The 25,617-nt window shown below is 48.2% G+C and carries 23 protein-coding genes and 1 riboswitch; of the genes, 6 read left to right on the plus strand and 17 right to left on the minus strand.

Annotated features, from left to right (window positions below; translation table 11 throughout):
* Positions 1 to 92: 92 nt before the first annotated feature.
* The 12 genes from ACTJKB_RS27135 to ACTJKB_RS27190 all read right to left on the minus strand — a co-directional run bounded on the left by ACTJKB_RS27135 (position 93) and on the right by ACTJKB_RS27190 (position 13,892).
* Positions 93 to 1,637 (minus strand): YecA family protein, encoded by a 1,545-nt coding sequence (locus tag ACTJKB_RS27135; protein WP_440837445.1) that lies wholly within the window; start codon positions 1,635 to 1,637, stop codon positions 93 to 95.
* 763 nt (positions 1,638 to 2,400) lie between these two features.
* Positions 2,401 to 2,736: a helix-turn-helix transcriptional regulator gene (locus ACTJKB_RS27140; RefSeq protein WP_440837446.1), complete on the minus strand. Its 336-nt coding sequence runs from the start codon at positions 2,734 to 2,736 to the stop codon at positions 2,401 to 2,403.
* Positions 2,737 to 2,970: 234 nt separating this feature from the next.
* Positions 2,971 to 3,741, minus strand: coding sequence for a sigma-70 family RNA polymerase sigma factor (locus tag ACTJKB_RS27145; RefSeq protein WP_074113073.1), 771 nt, complete (start codon positions 3,739 to 3,741; stop codon positions 2,971 to 2,973).
* Positions 3,738 to 4,190, minus strand: a complete 453-nt coding sequence (gene rsbW / locus ACTJKB_RS27150; protein WP_074084980.1) for an anti-sigma B factor RsbW — start codon at positions 4,188 to 4,190, stop codon at positions 3,738 to 3,740. The genes ACTJKB_RS27145 and rsbW overlap by 4 nt, the downstream gene beginning before the upstream one ends.
* An 18-nt stretch (positions 4,191 to 4,208) precedes the next feature.
* A complete protein-coding gene (locus ACTJKB_RS27155) occupies positions 4,209 to 4,547 on the minus strand; it encodes an STAS domain-containing protein (RefSeq protein ID WP_074084981.1) in 339 nt (112 codons plus the stop codon).
* 97 nt (positions 4,548 to 4,644) lie between these two features.
* A complete protein-coding gene (locus ACTJKB_RS27160; RefSeq protein WP_440837447.1) occupies positions 4,645 to 6,315 on the minus strand; it encodes a response regulator in 1,671 nt (556 codons plus the stop codon).
* Between the two features lie 17 nt (positions 6,316 to 6,332).
* Entirely contained in the window at positions 6,333 to 7,202 is an 870-nt protein-coding gene (locus ACTJKB_RS27165) for a CheR family methyltransferase (RefSeq protein ID WP_440837448.1), read from the minus strand.
* Between the two features lie 83 nt (positions 7,203 to 7,285).
* Positions 7,286 to 10,963, minus strand: coding sequence for a response regulator (locus ACTJKB_RS27170; protein WP_440837449.1), 3,678 nt, complete (start codon positions 10,961 to 10,963; stop codon positions 7,286 to 7,288).
* Positions 10,960 to 12,132 (minus strand): SpoIIE family protein phosphatase, encoded by a 1,173-nt coding sequence (locus tag ACTJKB_RS27175; protein WP_440837450.1) that lies wholly within the window; start codon positions 12,130 to 12,132, stop codon positions 10,960 to 10,962. Before ACTJKB_RS27175 ends, ACTJKB_RS27170 begins: the two co-directional genes overlap by 4 nt.
* A 214-nt stretch (positions 12,133 to 12,346) precedes the next feature.
* A complete protein-coding gene (locus ACTJKB_RS27180; RefSeq protein ID WP_074103525.1) occupies positions 12,347 to 12,694 on the minus strand; it encodes a general stress protein in 348 nt (115 codons plus the stop codon).
* A gap of 88 nt (positions 12,695 to 12,782) precedes the next feature.
* On the minus strand, positions 12,783 to 13,316 hold the full coding sequence (locus ACTJKB_RS27185) for a hypothetical protein (RefSeq protein WP_440837451.1): 534 nt from the start codon (positions 13,314 to 13,316) through the stop codon (positions 12,783 to 12,785).
* Between the two features lie 69 nt (positions 13,317 to 13,385).
* Positions 13,386 to 13,892: a DUF948 domain-containing protein gene (locus ACTJKB_RS27190; RefSeq protein WP_440837524.1), complete on the minus strand. Its 507-nt coding sequence runs from the start codon at positions 13,890 to 13,892 to the stop codon at positions 13,386 to 13,388.
* Between the two features lie 185 nt (positions 13,893 to 14,077).
* Here ACTJKB_RS27190 and ACTJKB_RS27195 point away from each other — a divergent pair, with 185 nt between their 5' ends.
* Together ACTJKB_RS27195 and ACTJKB_RS27200 are read left to right on the plus strand one after the other, a co-directional pair.
* A complete protein-coding gene (locus ACTJKB_RS27195; RefSeq protein ID WP_025709419.1) occupies positions 14,078 to 14,245 on the plus strand; it encodes a DUF1328 domain-containing protein in 168 nt (55 codons plus the stop codon).
* A 314-nt stretch (positions 14,246 to 14,559) separates the two neighbouring features.
* Positions 14,560 to 14,934: a hypothetical protein gene (locus ACTJKB_RS27200; RefSeq protein WP_440837452.1), complete on the plus strand. Its 375-nt coding sequence runs from the start codon at positions 14,560 to 14,562 to the stop codon at positions 14,932 to 14,934.
* A 312-nt stretch (positions 14,935 to 15,246) separates the two neighbouring features.
* Here ACTJKB_RS27200 and ACTJKB_RS27205 read toward each other — a convergent pair whose 3' ends face one another.
* Positions 15,247 to 16,323 carry a C40 family peptidase gene (locus ACTJKB_RS27205; protein WP_440837453.1) on the minus strand — a complete coding sequence of 359 codons (1,077 nt, stop codon included), beginning with the start codon at positions 16,321 to 16,323 and terminating at the stop codon, positions 15,247 to 15,249.
* Positions 16,324 to 16,535: 212 nt separating this feature from the next.
* Positions 16,536 to 17,405, minus strand: a complete 870-nt coding sequence (locus ACTJKB_RS27210) for a cation diffusion facilitator family transporter (RefSeq protein ID WP_440837454.1) — start codon at positions 17,403 to 17,405, stop codon at positions 16,536 to 16,538.
* Between the two features lie 138 nt (positions 17,406 to 17,543).
* Between ACTJKB_RS27210 and ACTJKB_RS27215 the strand changes: the two genes are divergently transcribed.
* Positions 17,544 to 17,729 carry a hypothetical protein gene (locus ACTJKB_RS27215; protein WP_036694961.1) on the plus strand — a complete coding sequence of 62 codons (186 nt, stop codon included), beginning with the start codon at positions 17,544 to 17,546 and terminating at the stop codon, positions 17,727 to 17,729.
* Between the two features lie 104 nt (positions 17,730 to 17,833).
* On the opposite strand, the gene ACTJKB_RS27220 is transcribed toward ACTJKB_RS27215, so the two are convergent.
* Together ACTJKB_RS27220 and ACTJKB_RS27225 are read right to left on the minus strand one after the other, a co-directional pair.
* Positions 17,834 to 19,459: an ABC-F family ATP-binding cassette domain-containing protein gene (locus ACTJKB_RS27220; RefSeq protein ID WP_074084993.1), complete on the minus strand. Its 1,626-nt coding sequence runs from the start codon at positions 19,457 to 19,459 to the stop codon at positions 17,834 to 17,836.
* Positions 19,460 to 19,579: 120 nt separating this feature from the next.
* Positions 19,580 to 20,569, minus strand: a complete 990-nt coding sequence (locus tag ACTJKB_RS27225) for an MBL fold metallo-hydrolase (protein ID WP_440837455.1) — start codon at positions 20,567 to 20,569, stop codon at positions 19,580 to 19,582.
* Positions 20,570 to 20,807: 238 nt separating this feature from the next.
* Between ACTJKB_RS27225 and ACTJKB_RS27230 the strand changes: the two genes are divergently transcribed.
* The 3 genes from ACTJKB_RS27230 to ACTJKB_RS27240 all read left to right on the plus strand — a co-directional run bounded on the left by ACTJKB_RS27230 (position 20,808) and on the right by ACTJKB_RS27240 (position 24,359).
* On the plus strand, positions 20,808 to 21,941 hold the full coding sequence (locus ACTJKB_RS27230) for a virulence factor (protein WP_440837456.1): 1,134 nt from the start codon (positions 20,808 to 20,810) through the stop codon (positions 21,939 to 21,941).
* Between the two features lie 99 nt (positions 21,942 to 22,040).
* Positions 22,041 to 22,255: riboswitch (Lysine riboswitch) on the plus strand.
* A gap of 135 nt (positions 22,256 to 22,390) precedes the next feature.
* Positions 22,391 to 23,884, plus strand: a complete 1,494-nt coding sequence (locus ACTJKB_RS27235; RefSeq protein WP_440837457.1) for an amino acid permease — start codon at positions 22,391 to 22,393, stop codon at positions 23,882 to 23,884.
* A gap of 163 nt (positions 23,885 to 24,047) precedes the next feature.
* Positions 24,048 to 24,359, plus strand: a complete 312-nt coding sequence (locus tag ACTJKB_RS27240) for a DUF3889 domain-containing protein (RefSeq protein ID WP_440837458.1) — start codon at positions 24,048 to 24,050, stop codon at positions 24,357 to 24,359.
* Positions 24,360 to 24,362: 3 nt separating this feature from the next.
* On the opposite strand, the gene ACTJKB_RS27245 is transcribed toward ACTJKB_RS27240, so the two are convergent.
* Positions 24,363 to 25,502 carry a transglutaminase domain-containing protein gene (locus tag ACTJKB_RS27245; protein WP_440837459.1) on the minus strand — a complete coding sequence of 380 codons (1,140 nt, stop codon included), beginning with the start codon at positions 25,500 to 25,502 and terminating at the stop codon, positions 24,363 to 24,365.
* Positions 25,503 to 25,617: the final 115 nt, after the last annotated feature.

Here is a 25,617-nt window from a genome sequence, read left to right on the forward strand (position 1 = left end):
GACTAACACAGAGGATATTAATAAGAACACCGAGATAGCTGTTCCCCGTTGTTTTTGTTCGATGAAAATTGAAAGAATGTTACCAACAGTAGTCATACATTTCCACAACATTTTTTAAACTTCTTCCCACTTCCACACGGGCAAGGATCATTCCTTTCACTCCCCTTCATACCTTTAGTTACTCTCAAAGGGTTTTTGTCAGGATATTCGTGAACACTTGCTCTAAATAATGTTTTTTTACTAAGCAGGCCTTGACTAATGAAATCCCTTTCCAATTCTGCTGCTTCCCTATCATCTTCTCCAGTCCAATCTCTTGCATTAAGATACATAAAATCTTCAGAGCGCTCTTCGGATAAGCCAGTCTCCGTAGCTATCCCCACTATATCTTTAAGTTCAGGAGACTTATGCTTTGTTATACGTAAATAGCCCGCTAATAACTGCCCCCTCAACTCTCTATATTCTTCATATGAAAGTGTTGTTCCCCTAGGCATTAATAAGAAGAGATAACATGGTTCACCGGGATTTACAGGTAATATTGTGCGGGTTGTTCTAGCATTATCTGGTGTCCTCTTAATCAAATCATTTATCGACCCAGCTAGAAGTCTACGTCTCGTTCTATTTTCCTTTGCTAGGAACCTAAAGACTTCTTCTTGACTCTTTATATCAGGATGTGACATTAAATATGATGTTCCAGTTGTAATATGAAAAAGAAATTTTTCAATTAATTTGTCCCATGAGTAACTAATTTCGTTAGCTTTAATCTGTGCTAGTCTTGATGGATGTTTACAGAAGTCCTCCCATAATCCCTCCCAAATGGAAATTGCACACATACTTTGATCATCATCAGTTTCGAACGTATGCTCTCCATTTTCATTAATATTTTGTAGATAATGAGCTAATAAATCTTCCTCACCACTAGCAACGACTAACTTCCCATTAAGAATCAATTCTTCTTTTTTTGTTAAATATCTTGTGAAATCCGAAATAGTGTCGACCGTTTTCATAACTACTTCAAGAGAAAAATCATCAAATATATGCACAAATCCTTTATTAGGATCAATTTGGCCGATAGCAAATGGTATGCATGGATTTTCCTGACTACCGGTATGCATCTCACCAATCACAGATGGATGTAGTATTAGACTACCAGTTCCACCCAACTGATTTCTACATTCGTCTGATGCTCCATGCGCCACTACTATACGATGAACTACTGTATTTTCCTTGCATGGAATTTGAATTGGCAACCTTTGCGTACATTTGCTGTCAAGAAATATTGACTCCGGGTATTTAAATAACCATCTTTCTGCCCCCCATATTTGATGTGCTGCATCTTTTACTGCTTTTCTATACCATCTGCTCCAATCAAGCTGAATGTCTCCACTACTTGGAAAAACACACTGTTTATCGGAGAATATTATTATGTGATTCTCGAAAATCACTAGAAGATCACATAATTCTTTGCCATCTCCTTTGGCCTCGGATCGTTGTGAGATGGTTCGTCCCTGATCTCGAAAAACATTAGGATAACTCCAAAATGAAAGAAAAGAATTATTACAAAGTTGTGCTAAGAACTCTTCAGAATCAGTAAACCCTTGAGACTTATTTATAACAGTTTGGGGATACTTTATTTCCATGTTACACCTCTAATCTCAAGTCTATACTCCTCATATTTTCGAAAAAGGCCTGGACGTTTTTTACTCCTTACTCATTATGAGATTAATAAAGTGATTCCCCCTGTAAAAGGTTTTTTCAATATAATAACACATCATGGGAATTAATGGACATTAGAAGTACCTACCTAATAATTAATCCCATTAACACACTGAAGTGTTCACTCATGCTTAGCAAACACTTCGTATAAATAACTTAAAATCCTGCGTACTGAATAAATATGTGAATAGCATCACAATTATTATCAAACTCAATTTGTCGTACATTGAGCTTGTGTTCAATTAAGATACCACGCAACCGTTTTAGCATAACCCAATTCTGCTCAATTAGAATTAGTCAGTACACTCATCTAATCTGAGTCAAATTTTCCATCCAATACTTCTCAATGCGCTCTCAATCGCTTCCGCTTCAATTAACATTCCCATTTCTCGAAGTTCGATAACAAATATTGGCCATGGCGGGTGGATGGCTCTGTATGGATTTGAATCAGGTCCTGTGAACATACCGCCTCCGGGACCTGTGAATGCTCCGCCTCCCGGACCTGTAAACATGTTTCGAACCCACATTTAAGTTTCCTCCTTGTTCTGAAGTGCTTACTTAGTTTTAAACAAAAAGAGCATTGATTTTAAGCTAATCTTCCCATAAAGGAGAACAGCGGCAAGCGATTCTCTGCCAGCTACTATTGTTTTATAGTAAAGTTGCTATCCTCCCATTAGGCAAGCTATTTTAATCGGAGTTAATTTTTATCTTTATTATTTGAATGATTTCTTGCTTGTCTTTTTCGCTTAGCTTTCTGTAATACGTGATCAGGTCTAATTCATAATCAGCTAATCGCGACATAAACACATCGTTATGCTGCCTATTAGTTGTATCAGATAAAAGCCACTCTAGATCGACTTCGAATATGGACTTTAATGATAAAATCGTTTCAAGTGACGGAAGATATTTATCTGTTTCTAACTCACTTAATGTTCCTTGTGAAATACCAATTTTTTTTGAAAAATCACTTTGATTAAATTTATTTATTTTACGGATGCTTTTTATTTTTTCTCCAAGTGTCAAAACACTCCACCTTCTCATCAAAAAATAAAACAATCCCGATATATTTAATCATCATCGGGACTGTTTTTTTGGAGTAAGTTTATGCTCTATAGATAAATTGTTTAGCACTAAATCTTTGCTTTCCCATATTCTTTACTACTATCCAACTTTTTTCCACTTTCTAACATCTTTTACTATTTTCAGACTTTTTTACATCGGAACAGCATGTCCATTTTGTTATAACCCTAATTTATATTAATAGGATGAATTCGCCATAATCTGCTTCAGCTTTTCTGTAGCCCGTTTCTGAATCCGTGATACGCTCATTTGCGACACTCCAAGCTTCTGGGCGATGGCACGTTGGGATTGCCCGTCCTGGAAAGCCAGCAGCAACACCTGTTGCTCCTGTTCCTTAAGCTGGCCGAGGGCCTGCTGCAAATCCATGCGTTTCTCTACGGTCTCATAATCATTGGCTTCAGAGCTGATAAGCTCACCAAGTGTAGCACCTGTCTCCTCTTGGGATAGAGGCGAATCCAGGGATACGTAATGGTAGCACTCTCGACCGGCCAGTACTTCCACAGTTTCTTCTACGGTAAGATCAAGATAATGAGCTATTTCCTCTACGGCAGGAGAACGTTCCAATCTGATGGTTAGCTCATCAATGGCCTGCTGGACAAGGGCACCTTTTTCTTTGATCCTTCTAGGAACCTGTATGTACCAGGATTTATCGCGCAGGTAATTTTTCATGTGCCCGATCATGCTTTTCATGGCATACGGTTCAAAAGGAATTCCCAGACTGATGTCATATTGCTGCAGCAGCCTAATCAGAGCCATTTGTCCTACCTGATACAAGTCTTCGTACAGATCTGGACGGTTGCGGGCAATTTTACCGGCAGCCATCTTCACCATCGGTTCATATTTCCGGATCAAAACCGTTGCAATTTCATTATCTTTGGTCTGCTGGTATTCCCAGATCAGACTTACCGCTTCGTTCATGGACTCGGGGGGAGTCACTTTTTCGTTCATACTTTCTCCTCGCTGAAATTAAGCCGCTTAGTCAGGGTGACGACTGTCCCTCTCCCTGCTTCGCTCACTACGCTAACGTCATCCATGAGCGCTTGCATTAAATAAAATCCCAGCCCGCCTACCTGAACATCATTCAGCTCTTTGTCATGGAGCGTCATGCGTTCTTCGGACTCTTCCAATCCATCAAAGCTCTCCCCCTCATCTTTGACGGTGATGGACAAGGCTCGTGTTCCAACTTCAAAGATCACATCAACCATCCCGTCTTCCTGCCCGTAAGCGTAAAGAACGGAATTGTTACATGCTTCCGACACAGCCACTTTCATATCCTCAATGTCTTCGTAAGTAAAGCCCATTTTGGAGGCGATGCCATATAAATTCAGTCTGACGATATCGACATATTCTGCACTTGCGGGTAACTGAAGAACTACTTTTTGCACGTCATCACTCATCCTTAGTTCGATCCTTTCCTAGTGGGAATTCTCTTGGGGGGCAAAAAACTTGGAGATTCCTGTCATATCAAATAGCTTCTGTATTTGCGGCGGAACTTCCTCAACTGAAAACTTAACGTCCATTCCATGTCTTGCTTTGAGAATCGAGAGCAGAATGCCAATGCCTGTGCTGTCGATATATCTTAATTCCTTCAGATTAATCACAAGGTCAAGCCCAGTATCCCCTACGAGTGGTTCCATCACCAGACGAAAATCGGGAGCTACCGACAAATCGAGCTCGCCAACTAAGTAAACCGTGCATACATTGCCTTCTGTTTCGGTTCTTGCATGGAACTTTTCGCTTTTATTTGTATTCATAGACAATCTCTCCTGATAAATGTTTTCTTTACCAATAACCCTAAAGCTATACGCTTGAAACAAAAAACGCCACATTCACACAATGGTACTTAATGGATTATGCCTTGAAAAGAGATGTATTCCGTTGCTCTGCCGGATTGTCACCGGAGGCATAACGTGAAATAATTTGTTTCAAACTGCTCATTTTCAGCGGCTTGCTGATATACCCATCCATTCCAGCGGCAGAACAGCGGTTCTGGACCCCTTCCATTACATTCGCTGTCATCGCAATAATGACGGCATGGGTGGCATTATGTCCAGTGCCCTGCCGGATTCTGGAGGTAGCCGTCAATCCGTCCATAACAGGCATTTGCAGGTCCATAAATATGAAATCATAATCCTCGCGGAGAGACAGTTCCACTGCTTGATGCCCATCCTGGGCAACTGTGGAGTCATAGCCCAGCTTGTCCAGCATACTTACCATCAGGCGCTGGTTGATCGGATGATCATCCACTACAAGGATCTTTTTCCGCCAACGTTGACCGGTTTCTGCAGCAGGTTGCTCCTCTTCCTGAAAGGTTCTTCCAAGTTCATCATCCGGCACTGTAGTCTTAATTGTAAATACAAAGGTCGCCCCTTTTTCCTCCATGGATTCCACGCGGATTTCACCGCCCATCATTCCAACCAGGGATTTGCATATAGCCAATCCCAGGCCTGTTCCGCCGTATTTGCGGGTCATAGAGGAATCCAACTGAGAAAACGGCTGAAACAGCCGGTCACATTTTTCCGGAGAAATCCCAATACCTGTATCCTTAATGGTGAATTCCACAGTCATCTTATTATCTTCCGTAGTCACGCTGGAGGCTACAAGGTAAACACCGCCTTGATTGGTAAATTTAACGGCATTCGCGACTAAATTGATCAATACCTGACGCAAACGGGCCATGTCCCCGTAAATCAGCCTAGGCAGCTTTTGGTCAATAAAATAGGCCAGTTCGAGATTTTTTTTGCCAGCTTCCGCAGAAAATAAGCTAAATACCTCCTGAATGGTGGTCTGTAGCTCAAATAACTGTTCTTCCATTTCCATTTTTCCTGATTCCATCTTGGTAAAATCAAGAATATCGTTAATGACGGTAATGAGTGTATCGGCACTTTTGCGGATGATCTCCGTATACTCTTTCTGGTCTGGAGCTAGCTCCGTCTCCATGAGCAGGTCAATCATGCCCACTACACCGTTCATCGGCGTGCGGATCTCATGGCTCATCATAGCCAGGAATTCCGTCTTGGCTTTGGCGGCAATCTCCGCCTCTTCCTTGGCTTTGGTCAGTTCCCCGTTAATTCTCTCCAGCTCTTGCGTCTTTTGCTGCAGCAGCATGGTCTGCATCTGATGTTTTTTGGTCGTAAGGTACATATCGACGAAGCCTTCGATTTTGGACTTCAGAATTTGGGGGATGAAGGGCTTGACCATATAATCAATCGCACCAGCCGAATATCCCGCAAACAAATGCTCCGCCTCTTTGCTGTTGGCTGAGATGAAAATAATCGGAATATCCTTTGTCTTCTCTCTGGCTTTGATCAATTTGGCGGTTTCAATTCCATCCATACCCGGCATCTGTACGTCCAGTACAATCACTGCAAATTCATATCTTAATAAACACCGCAGTGCTTCTTCACCGGAATTCGCTTTGACAAGCTTATAATGCTGGCTTTCAAGCACTGCTTCCAGTGCCAGCAGATTCTCAGGACGGTCATCGACAAGCAGTATATGAATCGGTTCTTGAACCCCCATTGGCCCCTCCTCACCCGCTATTTATTCTTGCGGTATATTTTTTCCACTCTGTCCAAGGGCTCATAACTGTCGCTGAACCTGGTAAAATGTATAGACTCTTTGGAACCCAGTACCAGGACTCCGAAACGGCTTAGGCTTTCATGGAACAAGCCATGCACATGATCCCTGAGTTCGTCGTTGAAGTAGATCATGACATTCCGGCAGAATATTACATTGAACTCATTAAAAGATGTATCTGTAGCCAGATTATGCTCTGCAAAAATAACATTTTTGCGCAAATAAGGCTGCAGAATCACAGAATTATATTTCGCTGTATAATATTCGGAGAATGCACGGGTTCCACCCGCTTCCATGTAATTCTTGGTATACTGCTTCATCTTACTGATCTCGTATACCCCTTCTTTGGCCTGCTGCAGGGAGCGTGCGTTCATGTCCGTGGCATAAATGCGCGCCTTGTCGTACAGCCCTTCCTCATGCAGGAGGATGGCCATGGAATACACTTCTTCTCCGGTGGAGCACCCGGCATGCCAGATTCGAATGTAGGGATAGGTCCGAAGCAGCGGGATTACCTTCTGACGGAAGGTCAGGAAGAGGCCGGGATCCCGAAACATCTCCGTTACCGGAATGGACAAGCTGTATACAAACCGTTCAAAACAGTCCCGGTTATGCAGTACCTTCTCCTGCAGGGCTGAAATGCTGGGTACATTCTCCGCATGCACATGATGCCAGATCCGCCGCTTCAGGGAAGGCAGCGCATAATTCCTGAAATCATATCCGTAAAGGCGGTGTACACCGCTAAGAAGCAGTTCAATTTCAATCTGCTCAAGCTCCTGTTTGATCCCGGTCTGGGCAGATTGCTCTTCATACCCGCTTTCCATAGCTGTCATTATTATCAAGGCTCCCTTGCACCTAACGTATCTCCGGATGGGTTGTAATTTAGTACTGTAATCCTATTACCCCAAAAGCGGGCTTACGAATACAACCACACACGCATTAGAGAAAGAAGCTGCTCAGTACTGATAGGTTTCTTCATATAATCAGAGGCGCCGGCTTCTATACACTTGGCCCGGTCCTCTTTCATTGCCTTGGCAGTAAGCGCTATAATGGGCAATTTCTGATATTGCGGCATCTGTCTGATCCGGCGCATGGCCTCATATCCGTCCATTTCCGGCATCATCATATCCATCAGCACCAGATCAAAATCCTCCTGTTCCACCAGCATGTCCAGCGCCTCACGGCCGTTCTCTGCGAACTTAACTTCCATATGATACCCTTCCAGCACACTGGAAAGGGCGAATACATTGCGGATATCATCATCAACCAGCAATATTTTTTTACCGTCGAACAGTTCTTCTTTATTGTGCAGCTTTTGCAGGATTTTACGCTTGTCTTCTGGAAGATTGGCTTCCACCCGATGCAGGAACAATGTGGTTTCATCCAACAGTCTTTCCGGTGAACGCACATCCTTAATAATAATAGATTCTGCATACTTGCGCAGCTTTGTTTCTTCCTTACTGTCCAGGTCCTTGCCGGTATAGATAATAATCGGCAGATCATTTAGATCTTCATCATCACGGATCTGGTCCAGCAGCTCGAAACCGGTCATATCGTCCAGCATCAGATCGAGAACCATACAGTCATATCTTTGCTTGCGAAGCTCGCTCAGCGCTTCATGTCCAGTGGAAACTGCAGTGATGGCCACATCATCATGCCCGATGAGCTCCATGATGGAGCGTCGCTGAGTAGCGTCATCCTCTACAATCAGCAAATGCTTTAGGGTACTGGCTGTATAGTTCTCAATTTGAGAAAATGCACGGTCCAGCGCTTCTCGGGAGGATGGCTTTCTTAAGTAGGCCATTGCCCCCATCATCAGTCCCTGCTTCACTTCATCATTTACAGAAATCACATGAACAGGAATATGACGGGTCTGTGAGGAGCCCTTGAGCTCCCGCAGAATCGACCAGCCATCCAGAACTGGAAGCTGAATATCCAGGATAATAGCATCCGGCAGATACGTTTGGGCTATATTCAGTCCAATATCTCCCTGAAGGGCTACCAGACCCTTGAAACCACGGCTCCGGGCCATATCAAGCAGAATCTTGGCGAATTTCTCATCATCTTCAATAATCAGCAGAATCTTATCCTTGGAAGATAAATGATCACGGTCATCCTCCATGATAATAGGCTCCATAGGCGCAGGTGGAGCGTCTCCTGTACGTTCTGTGTGGTACACGCTGCCGTTATATTCAGATATCACCGAAACCTCACGCTCACGGGAGGCTGCTGCCTCCAGCACTCCAGGAAGGAGGCTGTAATGACCTTTGACCGGCAAGTACAAGGTGAAGATACTGCCTTGACCCTCGCGTGATTCCAGTCCAATGGCTCCACCCATAAGCCGTGCAAGTTCCCGGCTAATCGATAGTCCCAGTCCGGTACCGCCATATTTGCGGCTGGTTGTTCCATCCACCTGCTGGAACGCTTCAAAGACAATGTCTGTCTTGTCTGCAGGAATCCCAATCCCGCTGTCCTTCACAGATATCGCAATATATTCGAACTCATGCGGAAGGAAGGCGGGCAGATGCTCCTTATCAGCGGCGCTTACCGCAAATTCCACAAAGCCCTCACTCGTGAACTTAAAGGCGTTGGACAGCAGATTCCGCAGGATTTGTTTCAGCCGGTGACCGTCCGTGAAGAGCGAATCCGGCAACGGCTCATCGAACAAAAGGCGCAAAGACAATCCTTTTTTCACAGCCTGCGGTGCAAAATTCTGCTTCACGAAGGTTTTCAGCTCGGTTAGAGGTATTTCTTCATAATTCAGCTCCATTTTGCCGGCGTCCACTTTGGACAGATCAAGAATCTCATCAATCATCTTAAGCAGATCTGCGCCAGACATATAAATCGTATGCGCAAATTCCACCTGCTTCTCCGTCAAATTCCCGTCCTTATTCTCTGTAAGCAGCTGGGATAGAATCAGCAGACTGTTGAGTGGAGTGCGCAGCTCATGCGACATATTGGCCAGGAACTCGGATTTATATTTGCTGGTCACGGCAAGCTGCATCGCCTGCTTCTCCAACTGGCTGCGGGCATGCTCGATTTCATCCTTCTTCTCCTCCACCTCCTGCACCTGGTCCTCCAATGCACGGGTCTTAGCGATCAACTCGGTATTGTAATGCTCCAGTTCTTCCTGCTGCCGCTGCAGTAATTCTTCAGAGCGTCTAAGCGCATCCGTCTGCTCTTCCAGATTCTCATTGGAGCGGCGGAGCTCTTCCTGCTGTGTCTGCAGCTCCTCCGACTGGCATTGCAATTCTTCAGTAAGCGCCTGAGACTCCCGGAGCAACTCTTCCACCACAAGCCGGCGGCTGATATTATTTAGAATCACACCCATGCTGATTGCAAGCTGATGCAGCAATTCATTCTGCAGGACGCTAAATGGCGTAAAGGAAGCAAATTCAAGAACCCCCATCAATTCATCTTCGAAGAGGACAGGATAGATGAGAATATGATCCGGGTGTGAACCCCCAAAACCGGATGTGACAGAAATATAGTCCTCCGGTGCCTCTATAAGCTTGATTGGAGTTTTATCCAGCGCGCTTTGCCCCACAAGTCCTTGACCCATTTCAAAGCTTGCTTTGAGTTTGGCACTGCCCTCTCCCGCATAAGATGCGCTGCTGACAAGCAGATTAGGATTGTTCTGATCCTTCAGGTAAATCGCCCCATATTGTGCACCAAGCACCGGGGTGAACTCACCAATGAAGGTCTGGGACACCTGTTCCAGCGAATTCACTCCACGCAGAAGATCTGTTACACGGGCAATATTTGCGTTCAGCCAAGCCTGATCGCTCTGCGCCTGTGCATAGGCCTTCTCCATCTCCTGCTTCTGTTCAAGATCTTTGGCCATGTTCTGAAATACCCGGGCGACATCCCCAATCTCATCTTTGGAGGTAACCCTGATTCGGCGGATAGCCCTCATTTTGCCGTTGCCGAAGCTCTTAATCATCATGGAAACGACATTAAGCCCTCGTGTAATGCTCGGAATCACCCATAAAATAACCCCAAGCCCTAACAGCAGCCCTATAACCATAATTAAGGTCACCATCTGGATGGAGCTCTCATAAGCATGCTTAGCGTTGGTATTCTCCTTCGTCATTCTGAATGCGTTATAATCCGACAGGGCATTCAGGCTGTTCAGCACCTCTTCCTGAATGTTCTGCCCTTCTGCATTCCGGTAGGCGTTGGCATTCTGAAAATAGCCCGCAGAGAGCATATCAAGCACTTTGTTCTGATAATTGATATAGCCCGAATAAGCTGATTGAATCCGCTTCAGCAGCTGCATTTCTTCTGTTGTTTCCATCGAATCTTCTATATTCTGGAGGTACCCTTCGGCTTTTTTGACTTTAACATCAAGCTCGCTTTTTTGGGAACCGACCGAGAGTTTGTCGGCATTGAGCATGGAGGTCGTCAGTATACGCGCCATGTCGTTCACTTCACCCCGGAGTCCGGAGGATGAGCGGCCCTTGCTGTACCTGTCCTGAAAGCTGTCCAGCTGGCTGCTCATATTATTAAGCCGGTCGTATCCAATGAAGGTTAACAAAAGCATAATGGCCAGCATTGCGCTGAAGCCGATCAGCAGTTTAGCCTTTATTTTCATTCCGGATCTGTTCCTTTCTTCAGCGAAATCCATACCAGGCATTTGTCATCATCACGTTCCTGATCAGGAACGTCATGGAAGAAGGAGGCGCGCATCAGCTGCTCGTGCCACTCATGCCCTCCGTTCAAATAACCAACCATAAAGTCCAGCTGTTCTTCCTGTCCGCCCTCTGACATTTCGAGCAATCCGTCGGTATAGAGCACCAAGTGGCCTTCATCCTCAAAGGTCAGCGTTTGCGGCTCAATATCAATGCTGTCAAATAGGCCAACCGGATGACAGTTGCTCTCCAGCAAAACAGGACTTAGGGACCCGCCCTCGAAGAAAAGCCCCGGCGGGTGTCCTGCGTTCACGTAATCAATGCGTTTCATCCGGGTATCTATGACCAGATAAATCGCCGTAAAATAATACTGTACCAGCTGTTTCTCGATATACAGCTGGTTAAATCGCCGGTTCAGCTCTTGAATAACTTTCTCCGGCTGCACATACGTCGTTACGGTATCCTTGAGTACAGAGGCCAGGAACATGCAGAATAGGGACGAGGAAATACCATGCCCCATCATATCCAGCAGAATAACGCCATACCGGCCGTCTTCAAGCGGGTACCAGGCATACAAGTCACCTGCAAGCTCTGCTGAGGGCTGGTAAAGAGCATGAACTTCAAAAGCCTCCTCCTTGATCGGCAGACTCAGGACTGCATTTTGCACCAAAGCAGCCAGCTTCAGCTCATCCTGTATCCGCTGGTCCCGCTCCACATGCCAATCCTTTTCACGTTTTAAGCGGAGTGCCAGCCGGATACGTGCCATTAGTTCAACCTTGTTAATGGGCTTGGTCACATAATCCACAGCACCCGCATCGAGCGCCTCTGCCAATTTCTTGGAGTCGCCGACGGCAGTAACCATAATAATCGGTATATCTCTCAGATGCTCATATTGCTGGACTACCCGGCAGGCCTCAATTCCATCCATCTCCGGCATCATCATATCCAGCAGGATCAGGTCAATATCCGATTGCCTCGGCCGCTTGTCTTCAGTCCCTGTGCCGATCCCCAGCAGTTGCAGCATCTCTTTGGCCGAAGCTGCAGTTATAAAGTTCCGGTAATCTTCTTTTTTTAGAATTTCACGGATAATGATTACGTTAGTCGGATTGTCGTCTACGATTAAAATTCTCAATCTTCTTCACCCCGCACGAATAATGTTTCAACCGTAAAATCCAGAAATATTCAAGTCTATCATACGATATTTAAAAGTCCAGTTTCCATAAAGCAAGATATTGGATACATCAGTGTATTTGTGTTCAACAAAGTAACCTCCAGCCCCACCACTTGCAGTGGGACTGGAGGTTACGCTATTGGACTATAGGTCTCTCCATGTGAATGCCATCGAATTAATGCAGGTTTTTTTTGGCGATAACAAGAACCTTGCCCGTATCAAGCTCTTTCTCGTAAAAGCCAGCTTCTGCTGCACTGAAACCTAGTGAAGTAATTTTGTTGCGGAGTGCATCACCGCGTGAACGAAACATGTTGGCAATGGAGCCGAACAGCCCCTCTTCGTGTAAACCAACTTCATTCGTGTCTGCCGCATCCACAATTCGGCCCTCGCGATCCGCATTATGGCTGATCACATAAATGTCATCTCTAGTGTAACCACTATCGCGCAGCCGATTCACTTCTTCTATCGCCTGAATACCATTCTCAAGCAGCTTGGCATAAGCCTGCGTACGGATTGAATCCATGAAATCACGCTCCTTGTATTATATAAGAGGGCAACGCTAAAAAGATGACTGACTTTCATTAACCATCTTTCCACGCGTTTGAAACGCCTCAAGAAGAATTCCCGTCAAACAAATCAATACCGTTCCATTCACCTGTCTGCGAATTACGGTAAATTTTGAGTGCGGTGCTTCCTCTCATATATACATCACCGTCTTCAGCAACAAAATCCGGAGAGCCCAGGAGTTCAGGCAGATTATTCTTCTGCGGATCAATCTGCTGTCCATTCAGGTACAGTCCGTATTGCCCCGCTTCGGCCGGAGTGACATGCACATATAGAACAGCCCCATCACAAATTCCGGCGGACATATCCGTATAATGGTACTCCTCACATCCCTGCCAAGGATCAGGGGTAACAGCGAGCGGCGGGCCTTTAACCCGCATCAGTTCCTCTTCTGGCATATACAAGGGCACCCCGGCCAGGGAATCAAAGGCAGTGATCGAAGGGTTGGCATTTATATGGTGCTGAGTGGCGAGAACTACCGGCGACTGCGGGTACAACCAAGCGGCAGGAACAGACTCCTTCTGTGGAGATACAGATAAATAGGGAGACAGGAGACTTAGCAAAAGAAGGATAACGTTCATTGAACATCCCGCCTTTCATGTTCTGCTGCTTGGTATGGCCGCCCGGCTGCGTGTTCTTAGTCTTATGAATTAGTGACGGAATTTCTGCCAAATGGTAGCGGCTGTGTCTACGCCTTTTAGCGCCATAGCAATTTTACCAGGAGACTTCTTGGCATTTGCACTATCGTATGATTCCACGGTACGTTCTTCTGCAGGACTAAGTGGGGTTCTTTCTATCGATACAGCCTTAGCCTTCTCCTTTAGTTCACGCGACTTGCGGTACTTCTCAATTACGGTTACCGATACCTGTTTCATAGTCAGTGTCAGTTCATTCATGACATCTCCGAGGTTTTTCACGGAATCGACAATCGGATCAATCTTTTGAATTTTACTCTGAACATCTGCGGTAATATCGTTCGCGTGTCTGACTGTGGTTTTCACTTCATAAGTAAGTTCGTCAATCGTTTTCTGCACTTCTTGCAGAGTCTGGCTGACCTTATCGAGGGATTCCTTCGCTGATTTCAAGGTTTTAATTAAAAAGAAGACTAGTACGGCGAATGCAATCGCCACGAGTGCGACGCTAAGATCAATAATCATTTCCAAAACCCCTTCCAAATCGTTGAATGTCTGCTTGCTCTGCCTTATTACTGCATAGTTACCCTTACGTGAATAGCCCGAAACAAATGTCAAATCCCCCCTCCTTGTTTGTTTCAAATCAAAACTCCCCGTTTAAACAATGACTACATTCGACTACAACCTACACACCGAAAGGATGACACATCATGTTGAAATGGTCGGTAATTCTGCTTGTTATTGCTTTAATCGCCGGTATTTTCGGATTCTTCAATGTTGTAGCTGCCGCTGTAGGCATCGCAAAAGTACTGTTCTATATCTTCCTGGTTCTCTTCATTGTTTCACTATTTATGGGACGCAGGGGAAGATCGATGTAATTGGCACTAGCCGCCTTTAAGATCTTCTCTATATATACACACAATGAGCCCGGACTCCTGATGGAGTATCCGGGTTCATTGTGTGTGTAGCGGCATCCTGCGGCCCTTTCCCCAATGAACCTCATATCCCCGTTTCGGAATTCACTTCTATCCTATTCACGCTGTAGAAAATGTAGGCCTTGCACCAAAGACCGTTACTGCAAAAATAAAAAAACATGACGTTTGGTTCATAAGGCCCTCTTTCTGTTTACATGCTTATTAGCACAGTAAGGAAAAACTTGCTACAAACAAACCAATCCCAGGAGGAATCACAGATGAAAAAATTCGCCAGTATCGCAGTAGCCATGGGTCTTGTAGCTTCTTTTGCCGCAACGGCTTCAGCCGATGAAGTAAAGGGTACCACAACAACCGTAACAAGCAGTACATACGGTGGACAGTTCGAGACCGTAATCACACAAGCAGATATTAAGCCAGCCACTCCTATGATTATCCTGACCAAAGCAACGCCTTTCCACCTTTCCATGGACAGTATGACTCCAGCGGGCTGGTTGAGCGCACAGACCATTGATACCACTGGGGCGGTCATGACCGACAGATGGGGCAACGAATGGAGAGAGATTTACACATGGCTGGGTACAGCCTGGATCAAGGTGCCTGCGTCTGCTTATGTAATTACTCCAGCGATGTAATGATTCTATAATTGTACCTCCGGCAGGCAGAACATGCTATGAAGCATATTCTATGCTCGGCCGAGAGCCCGTAAATCCCAGCCTTTTCATACTCTTTACGGGCCTACATACAATAAGCCGTGCAGATCTAATAGATCCTGCACGGCTTATTTATGTCAGGGACCTGCAACGGGAATATCAATGAACATAAAAATAGAGGCTATCCCTTCAGTAGAATCCATCTACTGAAGGGATAGCCTCACAAAACACCCGCCCTAGTTCACCCGTCACAAACTCTTACTGCTGTCGCTTCGCATCTCTACAATCTATATTTTAGCGGATGACCGAGCCCCCGTAAAGGAAACGATTCATCCAAGAAGCGCTTAATTTATCAACCCGGACTCCGCCTGATGCCACTGAATAGGTCTGAAGCAGCTGACCATCCCCCAAATACATAGCTACATGCGTAATTCTGGCCGTCAACTTGTCAATTCCGGCATATGCGGAAACCGAGCTGCCTTGATAATCCGTGAAGAACATCAAATCTCCACGCTTCAGTCCGGAAATATCGGTGACTACCGTACTATTCTGCTTAATCCAGTCACCCTGCTGCCGGGAATCGGCAGGAAGCTTCAGATTGGCTGCATCCATAAAAATCTGCCGGATAAAATCGGAGCAATCAAAGGTGCTGGTATCGCTGCGGCTGGAGCCGAACTCATAAGGGGTCCCAAGGTAGCCCATCCCTGCAGCAATTACACTCTCAATGACTGCCGCCTGTGGCGGATCCGTAGGCACCGGTGCTGGTGTTGGCGCTGGCGTCGGTACTGGTGTTGGCACAGGTGTCGGAGTAGGAGCCGGCAATGCCGTACCTCCATCCACTAAAATATATTGATCCGACGAGCTTGTATATCCAACATTGCCATTTGCCGTTCTAACCTTGTACCAGTAGCTATTTGGTACTTCCAAGATGACAACCTGATCATCTTTATATAGATATCCCATAATCTGCCCGCTGGTTGAAGGGGTATCCCGAAGACGGACTGAAGCTTGAATCACTGCTGTTTGTGCTGCCGGAGCTGCGGCCACCAGGATATATTGCTCTCCCCTGCTCGTATATCCAACGTCTCCGTCTGCGGTTCTGACTTTGTACCAATAGCTGTTCGCTTCTTCCAGGATAACAACCTGGTCACCCTTATTCAAATATTTCAGCACTTTTCCGCTTGTTGATGGAGCTGAACGCAGACGGACTGAAGATACAATAACGCCTGTTTGCGCTACAGATGCTGTGATGGATGATTGGGGAGATACAGAAGCAGCTTGCGCCTGCTGCGGATTGAACACTCCCAGTGATACCGCAAGTGATACCGAGACCAGCAAAGACGATGCCAGCCCTTTATATGATACGATCATAGCGTTCCCCCGCTTAGCATAATGAGAAATTCAACAACGGCGCGCGCTTCGTTTGTTGCTTTCTGCCCTCATTATAGGCTTGACCGGGAAATGGAACATGCTCCAAATTTCACAAAAAAGCTTGCCAACTTATGGTAACTCCCGGGTCTATAGTCTTGAATTCTCCTTGGATTTGGTGGAAATTACAGCTAATTAGAAGAAATTAAGGAATCTCAAGGCTTCGGTTCGACATGAACCTGCACATTCATGATGTTATGCAGCTTGCTCATCCGCTCCTCAATAGAGTCACTGATGGCGTGGCCTTGCTTCACTGTAATCTGGGCATCGACTTCCACAACCACATCCACCAGCACATGATTCCCATGAACACGGGCCTTTAAGTCCTTGATACCTTCGACTCCGGGTGTGCGGGCAATCGTGCTTCGAAGATCCATCAGCTGATCCTGGTCGAATCCGTCCGTCAGACGGTATGTTGAATCACGGAAAATATCCCATGCCGTCTTCAGTATCAGCAAACCGACAGCGACTGCTGCCGCGGAATCAATCCAGGGCAGCCCGAATTGTGCCCCGACAATTCCTACTGCAGCTCCAATACTTACCATCGCATCCGAGAAATTGTCCTTCGCTGCAGCCATCAATGCGTTGTTATTAATCTGTTTGGCGAGCCGTTTGTTATATATGTATACCCCCATCATGGCTGCTGCACACACCACTGCCACCCCGGCTGACCATAGCTGCGGCGTGGCCTTGGCTCCCTCAAACAAGGAGCGGACGGCCTCCACAATCACCTGAATGCCAACCATAGCCATGATAAAGGATGCCAGCAGCGCCGCCACCGTCTCCGCGCGGAAATGTCCATATGCATGATCGGAATCAGGCGGTTTCCGTGAAATGCGCAGACCGATCAGCACCGCAAGTGAAGCAACAATATCGGTGAGGTTGTTGAACCCATCGGCAAGCAGTGCACTCGAACCGAACACATAGCCGCTGATCAACTTGAAGGCCGATAGAATAAGGTAGGCGATAATACTAATTAGAGCGCCCCGTTCACCTTTACGTATATCATCATAAATATCAACCAACCGTCATCCCCCCATATTACTCTCCATACTGTTCCCGTGCCCCGGCAGATCATTCTTTGAATTATTCTTGCCCTTGTGGCAGCATTTAAAAACAATTAGAATAAAGGAAAGGACTTGCTACCTAAGGGGGTTAACATAATGAGCGAGAACAATGAAAAACCAAAAATCAACCTGGCGGATGCCATCCGTCAAAAACTGGAGCAGAAGAAACAGCACGCTTCCGGCAAACCTGGTTCCACCTTTCAAGCCGGTTCTGCCAAACCGCTGAAAAGCCAGAATAACAAAAAGCCCAACAACCAGCGCCGCCGTACCGGCGGATCCTAAGTAAGGGTACTTGTTTATATTTGAACATAAACGGCTGCGTTATCCCTTTCGGGACGACGCAGCCGTTTTTCATATGAACAGTGCTTGTTCAATCTATATCATTCTTACACTTCTACAGGATACATCCGGGCACGCATTTCCTTGATTTCCGGATTCTCCAGATACTCATCATAGGTCATGGAGCGGTCGATAACCCCTGCCGGTGTAATTTCAATAATACGGTTGGCGATGGTCTGAATAAACTGATGGTCATGGGAAGTGAACAGAATCGTGCCATCAAAATCAATCAGTCCGTTATTGAGTGCAGTAATCGATTCAAGATCCAAGTGGTTGGTGGGCTCATCAAACACGAGCACGTTGGCACCGTTCAGCATCATCTTGGCCAGCATGCAGCGAACCTTCTCGCCCCCGGACAGCACACTTGCTTTCTTCAGCGCTTCCTCACCGGCGAACAGCATCCGTCCAAGGAATCCGCGCAGGAAGGTTTCGTCCTGGTCCTTGGAGTATTGGCGCAGCCATTCCACAAGATTCATGTTCACCCCATCGAAATAGCTGGAGTTGTCTTTCGGAAAATATGCCTGCGTTGTTGTAACGCCCCAAGTATATTCGCCGGCATCAGCCTCTTTCTCGCCCATAATCACATCGAACAGCAGTGATTTCGGCTGAGAGTAAGGACCGACAAAAGCAATCTTGTCGCCTTTGTTGACCACAAAGCTGATCTCATCCAGCATCTTCTCGCCTTCTACCGATTTGCTCAGCCCGCTGATGGTAAGCAGTTGCTTACCTGCTTCACGCTCAGGTTTGAAGTTGAGGAATGGATACTTACGGTTCGACGGGCGGATATCGTCCAGAGTAATCTTCTCCAGCTGTTTCTTACGGGAGGTCGCCTGTTTGGACTTGGAAGCATTGGCGGAGAAGCGCTGGATGAACGCCTGCAGCTCCTTCATCTTGTCTTCCTTCTTCTTGTTCGAGTCACGCTGCAGCGCCTGGGCCAGCTGACTGGATTCATACCAGAAGTCGTAGTTGCCTACATACATCTGGATTTTGCCGAAATCGATATCGGCAATATGGGTACATACCTTGTTCAGGAAATGACGGTCATGGGATACGACAATAACAGTGCCTTCATAATCCATGAGGAAGTTCTCCAGCCAGCCGATGGATTCCAGATCCAAATGGTTGGTAGGTTCATCGAGCAGCAGGTTGTTCGGACGTCCGAACAGGGCTTGCGCCAGGAGTACCCGGACCTTCTCGTTGCCGCTGAGTTCGGCCATTTTCTTATCATGCATTTCACGCATAATACCAAGACCGATCAGCATTGCAGCAGCATCAGGCTCTGCGTCCCAGCCGTTCAGTTCAGCGAATTCGCCTTCCAGCTCACCGGCGCGAAGTCCGTCGGCTTCGGTGAAGTCGCTTTTGGCATAGAGCGCATCTTTTTCCTTCATGATGTCATACAGGCGGGTATGGCCCATAATTACCGTTTCCAGTACCAGATACTCGTCATACTCGAAATGGTTCTGTTTCAGTATGGCCAGACGTTCGCCGGGTGTAATATGCACATCGCCGATGTTGGCTTCAATCTCTCCGGACAGAATTTTCAAAAAAGTGGATTTACCCGCACCGTTCGCTCCGATCAGGCCGTAGCAGTTGCCGGGTGTGAATTTTATGTTGACATCCTCAAATAGTGCGCGTTTTCCGTAGCGGAGTGTTACGCCGCTTGTACTGATCATTAAGCATTACCATCCTTTTCACTTAGGGTTCCGGCTCATTATAGCATAAAAACAAGGAAAAAAGCCCGAAGATCCGCCTATAAAGTATAGTTTTACCCAATAAACGGATACATGTAATCTCTATTGGGCTGGTGTCCGCTCCTCCGGATGTACAATCAGCGTTTCCCCATAAGCCAGTGTACGTATACGTTTCCCGTCAATTCCATGTGCCAGGCGGGCCTGCTCCATCCGGTCCAGTGCCTCCCGGGCCGTGTCATCCGCCAGCCGGAAGGTCCCAAAGTGCATGGGGATCATCAGTTCCGCGCCTACATCCATAAAAGCCTGAATGGCCTCCTCGGGGGTCACATGCTGTGAGCTCATGAACCATTCCGGCTCATAGGCACCAATCGGCATCAGTGCCACATGCAGCTTGAAGCGGCTGCCAATTTCTTTGAATCCCGGGAAAAAGCCGCTGTCTCCGGCAAAATACAGATTGGGCGGAAGCTCATGCATGGCTCCTTCACCCCGGGGATGCTTGCCGGGCTCAGCAGGCTGTAGCACATACCCGCCCCAGTGGGAGGTATTGGTATCAAATGGCGTCCGCCGCGTCCAGTGCTGGGTCGGAACAAAGGTCAGCTTCACGGCTCCCAGGGTAAGCTCCTCCCACCACTGCATTTCCAGGCAGTTCGCAAAGCCTTTGCGCACCATCTTGCGCTTCAGTCCCACCGGGACCACCAGCGTGGTTCCCGTCTTATACAGCTTACGTATAGACGCGAGATGCAGGTGATCATAATGCGAATGAGAGATCAGAATGAGATCCACCGGGGGTATGCCGCTGAGCGGAATACCGGGCTGGCAGATCCGTTTCTCAAACCCCAGCCGCTGTGCCCATACGGGATCGGTAATGATATTCATCCCTTCATATTGAAGCAAAAATGTCGAATGTCCAATCCAGGTAATCGTCGTATCGAGACGGTTCTCCACTAGATAGTCCAGCTTGGGCGGATGATTCGGCACTTTATAGGAGTAGTCCTTCTTCTTCATCCGCCGTTCCTCGCGCCACTGGCGGAGCTGCTTGAGCGTCTTGTCGGTACTGACATTGTCGATGTTATTGTAGCGTAATCTGGCCATTCCGCATCTCTCCTTAACAAGTTGCCGGAAAATATACTTTATTCTAACTATAGGATTCTGCGAATGGTTTTGCAAAATCGCGTAATGCTACAACCCTTATGCTACAAAGTTTAACCATTTGGTACCAGGCTTAAGCGGAATGGTGCTGCAACTCTTTTGTATTGAGTACCCAAAATGAGGTAAAATGCGGATAAAGTACTTACGGTGCTCTTATGCCGATTATAGAGGAGCCTAGCGTATGAAGATTACATTTATTGAACCGACTCCAAGTCCCAATACGATGAAGCTTCATCTCGATGAGACTCTGGAGTCTGGAGTCCGCCGTACCTATACACCGGAGAGCCAGCGTTCCGCCCCTTCCTGGGCACGGGAGATGCTCACCATCCCCGGTGTCACCAGCATTTATCATGCGGCCGACTTTGCCGCTCTGGAGCGCAAAGGCAGTGCCGACTGGGCGGCAATTCTCCGCGCGGTCCAGACCCGTTTCGGCGCAGAAGGTCTGATCGCCGACTTCAATCTGGAGGATGAGAATGCCGGTGCCCACTTTGGGGAATCACAGGTATTCGTGCAGATGTTCCGCGGGATCCCGATCCAGATCCGCGTCAAGACCGGCGCGAGTGAGGAGCGCATCGCCCTCGCCGCCCGGTTTACGAAGGCGGTAACGGATGTGGCCAGCGCCGTAATGATCAAGGAGCGCAAGCTCACCGATTACGGCGTGCGCTACGGCGAGCCAGGCGCCATCGCGCGCGAGGTCGAGCAGGAGCTGGAAGCGGCGTATCCGCAGGAGCGCCTCGACTCCCTCGTGCAGCAGGCCATCGCGCACGGGGCTGGCGGCGAGTTCATCGAGCAGCGGGAGAAAAAGGAACAGGCCGAGCTGCTGCGAGACCTGAAGGACGAGGACTGGCGCGTGCGCTACGCCGCGCTGGAGGATCTTCAGCCTACGGCAGAGCTCCTGCCGGAGCTGCGCACGGCGCTGCACGACCCCAAGCTGCATATCCGCAGGCTTGTGGTCGTGTACCTGGGCGACATCCGCACGCCTGAGGCGATGGAGCTGCTCTATGAGGCGATGGCAGACAGCGCCCCGGCCGTGCGGCGCACGGCTGGAGATACGCTCTCCGACATCGGTGATCCGGCGGCGACGCCAGTGATGACAGCGGCGCTTACTGACAAGAGCAAGCTCGTCCGCTGGCGGGCGGCACGCTTCCTCTACGAGGTCGGGACAGCTGAAGCCCAGGACGCGCTGAGCCTTGCTGCGGACGACCCGGAATTCGAGGTCGGCCTGCAGGCCCGAATGGCGCTGGAGCGCATCGCATCTGGTGAAGAGGCTGCCGGTACCGTCTGGCAGCAGATGTCGGAGCGCCGGCGAACCTAACGTTAACCTGCCTTAAATTGTCATTGCTTGCCCAGCCAAGTTGCATTATACTAATCCCTGTTGTGTTCATATCGTTACAAGATAGCCTCATCATACCTAAGATGAGGTAGAGGTCGCGGATATAAAGAGTACGCGCGTGGAGACGCTATAAGAGCCGTCTGTGAAACGCCGCCGAAAGGAATATCCGCCGAAGTCTGCACCGCTGCTCTTATTAAGCAGTGCAGGCTGGGGCCGTTGCCGAAAGGCACGGAACTGTCACAGGGCATGGCCCGTCAGGAAACTGCGGCCAGGCACTGTGTTGCGCTATCTGAACAGGGAGTATGGTGCGGAGCTGTAAATACAGAAAACCGCAGAATCCGTCTGCGGTTTTCTTTGTGCTTGCAGGATGGATATGCTTCTTGGTTAGAGCCCTTGAACAGAAACATCACAATTAAGGGAGTGTCTTATTCATGCAAGCTAAGAAAGACAAACAGCAGCACATAACAGGACATAGCAGCAATTCTGCCGCTCCGGGTCTGCGCAAAACCTTCAAGGCCAGACATTTAACCATGATCGCACTCGGCGGCTCCATCGGAACCGGGCTGTTTCTGGCCAGCGGCGGCGCTATTGCTTCTTCCGGACCGGGAGGCGCGCTGCTGGCCTATACAGCAGTCGGCATTATGGTGTATTTTCTTATGACCAGCCTTGGAGAGCTGGCAACGTATCTGCCGGACTCAGGCTCCTTCAGCACCTACGGCACGCGGTTCGTCAGCCCTGCCTTCGGCTTCGCCATCGGCTGGAACTTCTGGTACAACTGGGCCGTCACCATCGCTGCCGAACTGTCCGCTGCCACAGTGATTATAAAGTACTGGTTCCCGGACAGCCCTTCCATGCTCTGGAGCCTTCTGTTCCTGCTGCTGATGTTCGGACTAAACTTCCTGTCATCACGCGGTTACGGCGAATCGGAATACTGGTTTGCGATTATCAAAATCATCACCGTAGTCGTGTTCCTGGCTGTCGGTATGCTGATGATCTTCGGGATTATGTGCGGCAAAGCGGTAGGCCTCAGCAACTTCCAGCTTGGCGGGAGCTCCTTCCATGGCGGCTTCTTTGCCTTCGTCGGGGTCTTCATGGCTGCCGGTTTCTCCTTCCAGGGAACTGAACTCGTCGGGGTTGCAGCAGGGGAGAGCGAAAACCCGCGCCGCAATGTTCCACTGGCCATCCGCCAGGTATTCTGGCGCATCCTGATCTTCTACATCCTCGCCATTCTCGTGATCGGGCTGCTTATCCCTTACACCAATCCGGATCTGCTCCGCGGCGGTATCGATGATATCGGTGTCAGCCCGTTCACCATTGTCTTCAATAAAGCAGGACTTGCGATTGCCGCATCCGTCATGAATGCTGTCATCCTCAGCTCTGTACTATCGGCCGGAAACTCTGGCATGTACGCCTCCACCCGTGTCCTGTATGCAATGGCCAAGGATGGCATGGCACCGCGTGCGCTCGGCAAACTGAACCGCCGCGGAGTGCCCGTAGGTGCGCTTCTCGTGACCACTGCGGTCGGCATGCTGGCTTTTCTGGCTTCATTCTTTGGTGACGGTGCGGTCTATAATTGGCTGCTTAATGCTTCCGGGATGTGCGGATTCATTAACTGGTTAGGCATTGCAGTGTGCCATTACCGTTTCCGCCGCGCTTTTGTAGCGCAGGGCCATTCGCTGGATGAGCTGCCTTACCGGGCCAAATGGTTCCCCTTCGGGCCGCTGTTCGCGCTGGCATTATGTCTCGTAGCCGTATTCGGACAGAACCTTGGCGCTTTCACAGGCGACAGCATCGACTGGTACGGTATCCTCGTCTCCTATGTCAGCCTGCCGCTGTTCCTGCTGATCTGGTTCGGCTACCGCTGGTTCCGCAAAAGCCGTATTATCCCGCTGGATCAATGTGACCTGAGCACTCACGCAGATTAACAAAGACTAATATTTTATAGCAAAACAGGGATGTTCCGCAGCCAAATGGCTCGGTGGCATCCCTGTTTACTATTTTGGGCATTTCTATGATGAAGGCAGGGCCGCATAAAATGTGTTGTCCGGGGAGACGCTAACCCGAATTCACATACAAAAGGTGGCTGCCATGAAAAAAATATGGATGATATCCTTGCTGACCCTGTTTCTTGTCATAAGTAGTCAGGCAAGTTCAGCCGTACCTGACTATGCCAAGTGGGGGATCGTAGCCGTGAAGGCAACACAGCAGAAATACAATGCCGATATTATTGATTATTCACATGTAGGGCGTACACAGATACAGCCTGGACTCATAGAGGAGAAATTCAAACTGTGGATCAGAGACAAAGCCGGCAAGGAATTCGGTGTAATTGTCGCCGTTCGCTTTGATCCGTCAACCGATCAAGTTCAAACCATACAATTCACGGAGATGAACCGCTGAGGGTTATTTCCAGGTCACATACACCTTCAAATCCCCGGTGTTATCAAACGGAGTAGTGTTATACGATAATTTTTCCAAACCTAAGCTGTACAATCCCTGCAGATCGATTTTGAGCAGTCTTTCGGTACCCCGGTAACGGAACAAAAGGGACTGTTTGCCTGACGCCACCGCTTCCTTCACTAGGGCATTCAACTCTGACGCAGAAGTAACCACCTGTCCCTCCTCATACAGCCGGTAGTCAAGCTTCTGCTGAAGGTCTTGGTATATAGACACGTTCTGCCCTCCGCGGCTCACCATTTCGGACAAGGTCTGCGCATAGCCGACCGATGCTGCCGGATAGGACTTGGTCCAGCTGTGATCATGCCGCATCTGGGCATCAGTCCGCATGTAGTAAAGCGTGCTGATACCGCCCTCCGGGCTTGGTGTTGGATCGTCCCAGGTGGTATCCAAGTGGTACCAGTGCCCGTCAAGCTGCACCAGGTTCCAGGCATGGGATTGGGCAGGTCTACCTGCCGGTCTTGCCGTACCTTCAACAATTTTATTAGGGATACCCGCACCCAGAAGCAATTTATAGGTTAGCAGTGAATATCCCTGGCAGACAGCACTGCCGGTCTCTAATCCTTCGTAAGCTGTATATTTACGGTACGTAGCATCATATTGCAGATGCAGTACCACCCAGTCATGAATAACCTTCACCTTCTGGTGATTGTTCATCCCAGAAGTAATAATCTGCTGCAGAATCGTTTTCACCTGCTTGTTCACCAGAGCGGTCTGCTGCAATGTCTCCCGGTACTTCATCTGCACCGTTACGTTGGCTGAGCGGCTGCTCCCCTGGTAAGAAAAAGCGTAGCTGTCAATAATATAGTAGAGGTAAGGGTCGCTGCCCATAGCCTGGTCAATGGCCTTTTGCACCAAGGATTTCAAATTGGTGGTCTTTCCTTCATATACGAATGTGATGTTCTCTCTCCGGTTATTCATTGCGGCGGTCAGCTTCTGGGCCATCTCCGTTCCCGATTGAAGCACCGTTTGAGTGCTGGCCGCATAAGCCTGGTCCCAACCCCAATATAGCGCAGGTGGCAGAGCCGCACATATAAGCATGCCTCCCAGAATGGCCTTCATCAGCGACAGATGCTTTTTTCCCATAGATTCTGTTCCTCCTGCATGCCTTGTAATGGCTCACCCAATAGTATGTACTGTATAGTAGATGCCGAAATTCCAGTCTGCACAACCGTAACATTCCATATTCAGTGCATTTTAT

This window comes from Paenibacillus sp. 22594, from assembly GCF_052044425.1.
GTDB lineage: Bacteria > Bacillota > Bacilli > Paenibacillales > Paenibacillaceae > Paenibacillus_AQ.